Source organism: Acidobacteriota bacterium (assembly GCA_040752675.1).
GTDB lineage: Bacteria > Acidobacteriota > Polarisedimenticolia > JBFMGF01 > JBFMGF01 > JBFMGF01.
The window spans coordinates 1-4,129 of the sequence record JBFMGF010000112.1 but is presented as its reverse complement, the minus strand read 5'-3'; the positions used below and the strand labels follow the sequence as shown (position 1 = coordinate 4,129).

Below are 4,129 nucleotides of genomic sequence, written 5' to 3'. Positions count from 1 at the left end.
AAGTCCGTGCTGGGAAGATTCAAGGTCCTCTTGAAGTCAATATCCTTTTTCACAAGCTAACCTCAAGAATTTAAACGGTAAATTTAGCACCTACTTTTCTGCTTTGTCAAGCAAAGGGATTGTACGGAACGATTAATGCGACATAAAAAAATTGGCGTCCCCAACGGGATTTGAACCCGTGTTGCCGGCTTGAAAGACCGGTGTCCTAGGCCGAACTAGACGATGGGGACGCTTCATGGTGAGCCGTGCTGGATTCGAACCAGCGACCCTCTGCTTAAAAGGCAGATGCTCTGCCGACTGAGCTAACGGCCCATCTTTCAAAATTTTAAAATATTAATATATCACCGAAAAACTTTCAATCCAATACACTTTCATGACGCAGGCCCATTGCTTGAATACCGGTCAGAGGCATTTGGAGAGGTTGCTGTCTTTCAGGATAATGGATTGATTCCTTTCCGGCCCGACCGATATGATCCCGATCTCACATCCCACGAGCGCCGCTATCTTCTGAACGTATTTCTTGGCATTCCTGGGAAGTTCTTCAATATCTCTAAGACCCGAGATCACTTTTCCCCACCCTTCCATGAATTCATAGACCGGTTTGACGCTCTCAAGTATCCACGGTTCAGAGGGAAACTGGTCAGTCTCCTTACCACGAAAGCGGTATTTCGTGCAGACCGGGATCTCATCGAAGTTACTCAGAACATCGAGGAGAGTTATTGCCATGCAGTTGAAGCCGTTGATGCGCACTGCGTACTTCGCAGCCACGGAATCAAACCAGCCGCACCTGCGGGGCCTTCCAGTGGTGGTCCCGAATTCATTCCCGAGATTTCTGATCTTTTCCCCGGTCTCTCCCATCTGTTCGGTCGGAAATGGTCCAGAACCTACTCTCGTGTTGTAAGCTTTAAAGACGCCTATGACGCCTCCGACCCATTTCGGACTTATGCCGAGTCCAGCGCATATACCAGCCGCCGAAGAATTAGAAGATGTCACAAAGGGATAGGTCCCGTAATCGACGTCGAGCATCGTCCCCTGCGCTCCCTCAAAGAGTACTCTTTTCCCTTCCTGCATCTTCCGGTTTAGAAAATCTGATATGTCGCAGATGAACTTATCGATCTTTGCGACAACGTTGATACATTCCTCAAAAGTCTCTTCCGCTTTCGGTGGATTTCCTTCGAAAGTCTCCCGATAGCTCTTGCCGAGTTCGCGGTAAAGAGCGTCGATCTTTTCTTTGAGGACATCTTTGTTCTTGAGATCGATAATCCTGATACCATGCCGCGCCATCTTGCTTTGGTAAGCAGGGCCGACGCCGAGACGCGTCGTCCCGATCCTCGATTCGCCCATTCTAAACTCTCTGAGCTCATCCAGCTTTCTATGGATGGGAAGGATGACATGTGCCCTGTCGCTGATGAACAACCTGTCATTCAGCGAAATGCCTACCGCCTGGAGGCTCTCCATCTCCTTCAACAGTCTATCCAGATCGATGACCATCCCGTTCCCAAGAACAGCTTTTATGTTTTCCCGGAATATCCCGGAAGGAATATGGTGAAGGGAAAACTTCCTATTGTTGATTTTTACTGAATGCCCTGCATTGGGGCCACCCTGAAACCTTGCCACGATGTCGAACCTGTCCGTGATGAGATCGACTATCTTTCCCTTTCCTTCATCTCCCCACTGGCCGCCGATTACAGCAACATTTTGCATCTCGTTCTCCGTTCAGTCGTCCAGGTTCTGCCCCATCTCGAAATCATATGTGCACTTGCCGCCGATCTCCCTGATGTCCTTTGGCTCGATGGGGTATAGGCGACACTGGGAGAATCTCTTCTCGTATATCCTGCAATAGGTAGTGTCATCCAGTTCTACCAGGAATGGGCATCTTAATAGAATCTTACAGCACTCCCCACATCGATCGCACTCTCCTCTTCTCATGCCGATCGATTCCCACACTTTTTTTCTTCTGAAATGGGACTTGTAGAATCTTCTAAGTTTTCCTTTCGCCTGTTCCGTTCTCGATACCCCTACCTGATTTCTCACAACATTTCCTTTACGAAAGCGGTACCATTAGGTCTTCATCTTTCAGGGAGATTGAGAGCGAGTCGCCGGCTTGCCCCGCTCGTCCGCCAGCCGAATGATTATAACATATTGGCCTTGCTCCGTCCGTCAATCTCCCTTTGAAGGCGAAATCCAGATGTGTTACATTCATCATAAGAAGAATAAGCCTTCATTCAATCGGGGGAAAGAATATGGATATCAAAACAAAGAGAGAGATTCATGCTCCCAGGGGAACTGCGATCTCATGCAGGGGATGGACGCAGGAAGCCGCCATGAGGATGCTCATGAACAACCTCGACCCTGACGTTGCTGAAAAACCCGATGAGCTCATCGTCTACGGCGGATCCGGAAAGGCTGCAAGAAACTGGGAATGCTTTGACGTCATCATATCATCGTTGAAGAACCTTGACAACGATGAGACGCTTCTCGTTCAGTCTGGAAAGCCTGTCGGCATCTTCAAGACTCACACCTGGTCCCCCAGAGTACTGATCTCCAATGCCATGCTCGTTCCCGCCTGGGGAAACTGGAACCATTTCAGAGAACTGGACAGAAAGGGCCTCATGATGTACGGCCAGATGACGGCAGGTTCCTGGATTTACATCGGTACGCAGGGGATTCTCCAGGGAACCTATGAAACGCTGGCCTCCCTCTCCAGGAAGCATTTTGACGGTTCCCTGAAGAGAAAGCTGGTTGTTACGGCAGGGCTGGGAGGAATGGGCGGAGCCCAGCCCCTCGCCGCTACCATGAACGGTGGAGCCATTATCGCCGTAGAAGTGGACCGTGAGAGGATATCGAGAAGGATCAGGACTGGATACTGTGATGAGATGGTCGAGGATCTCAACGAAGCTCTGAAGATCGCGTTATACGCCAGAGAAAATGGAATGGCCAGGTCAGTCGCTCTCCACGGCAACGCCGCTGATATACTGCCGGAACTCGCGAGAAGAAAAATCATACCTGACGTGGTTACAGATCAGACCTCTGCGCACGATGCCCTAAACGGCTACGTTCCAAACAAGATCCCTTACGAGGAAGCTCTGGATCTTAGAAAGAGCAACCCGAATGAATACGTCGAGAGATCCATGAAAGCGATGGCGGAACATATGAGAGGCATTCTTGAACTGAAGAAGATGGGAGCTGTCGCCTTCGATTATGGCAACAATCTGCGTGCCCAGGCGAAGGCAGCCGGCGTCGAAAACGCCTTCGATGTCCCCGGCTTCGTTTCCGAGTACATACGGCCCCTCTTCTGTGCAGGTAAAGGCCCTTTTCGCTGGGTTGCCCTTTCGGGAGATCCAGAAGATATCTACAGGACGGATGAAGCAGTCATGAATATCTTCCCTGACGATGAGGCTCTGTGCCGATGGATCAGGCTTGCGCGCGAGCGGGTTCAATTCCAAGGGCTCCCGGCACGGATATGCTGGCTGGGTTATGGCGAGAGATCCAGAATGGGAAAGATCTTCAACGATCTCGTAGCTTCTGGACAAGTAAAAGCCCCCATTGTGATCGGGAGGGACCATCTGGACAGCGGCTCCGTCGCATCACCGAACCGCGAGACGGAAGGGATGCGGGATGGTTCCGATGCCGTTGCCGACTGGCCCATTCTGAACGCTCTTCTGAATACAGCGGCCGGCGCCTCATGGGTCTCTGTCCATCATGGCGGCGGAGTGGGAATCGGTTATTCCATCCATGCCGGAATGGTCATGGTGGCCGATGGAACGAAGCAAACAGAGGAAAGGATATTAAGAGTCCTTACGACGGACCCTGGGACCGGAGTCATACGTCATGCCGATGCCGGGTATGAAGAGGCAATCTACTTCGCGAAGAAGGGCGGGATCAAGATCCCGATGCTTGCTGATGATCGATAGCGTTCGCGTATTCTACAAATTTCTGGTATTCGGTTAGGAAAGTCTTCGGCTGGAAGTTATCGGGAAGAAGAGATGTTCTTATCTTTTCTGGTTCCTCTCCAAAAAGTGATCATAGATTTACAGGCAGATCAGCACAGCAATGATAAATAGCTGTGATAAAGAACTCAGGCTTTCTAAATCCAAACGAGCGATGACTGACCAATTTAATCTTGTTG

At 50.4% G+C, this 4,129-nt stretch carries 3 protein-coding genes and 2 tRNA genes; 1 reads left to right on the top strand and 4 read right to left on the bottom strand.

Translation table 11 applies throughout. The annotated features are described in order from the left end of the window. Positions 1-152: 152 nt before the first annotated feature. The 4 genes from AB1756_10000 to AB1756_09985 all read right to left on the bottom strand — a co-directional run bounded on the left by AB1756_10000 (position 153) and on the right by AB1756_09985 (position 2,034). A tRNA-Glu gene (locus AB1756_10000) sits at positions 153-230 on the bottom strand. Between the two features lie 6 nt (positions 231-236). Then, positions 237-312, bottom strand: a tRNA-Lys gene (locus AB1756_09995). Between the two features lie 90 nt (positions 313-402). Beyond that, a complete protein-coding gene (locus AB1756_09990) occupies positions 403-1,704 on the bottom strand; it encodes an adenylosuccinate synthase (protein ID MEW5807660.1) in 1,302 nt (433 codons plus the stop codon). Positions 1,705-1,716: 12 nt separating this feature from the next. Beyond that, positions 1,717-2,034, bottom strand: a complete 318-nt coding sequence (locus AB1756_09985; protein MEW5807659.1) for a hypothetical protein — start codon at positions 2,032-2,034, stop codon at positions 1,717-1,719. 209 nt (positions 2,035-2,243) lie between these two features. Between AB1756_09985 and hutU the strand changes: the two genes are divergently transcribed. Beyond that, the gene (gene hutU, locus AB1756_09980) at positions 2,244-3,914 is read left to right on the top strand and encodes a urocanate hydratase (protein MEW5807658.1); all 1,671 of its coding nucleotides are present in this window, start codon (positions 2,244-2,246) and stop codon (positions 3,912-3,914) included. Positions 3,915-4,129 lie beyond the last annotated feature (215 nt).

Excerpts from the sequence above, each read along its gene's own strand:
- AB1756_09990 (MEW5807660.1), bottom strand. The coding sequence starts at position 1,704 with ATGCAAAATGTTGCTGTAATCGGCGGCCAGTGGGGAGATGAAGGAAAG.
- hutU (MEW5807658.1), top strand. The coding sequence starts at position 2,244 with ATGGATATCAAAACAAAGAGAGAGATTCATGCTCCCAGGGGAACTGCG.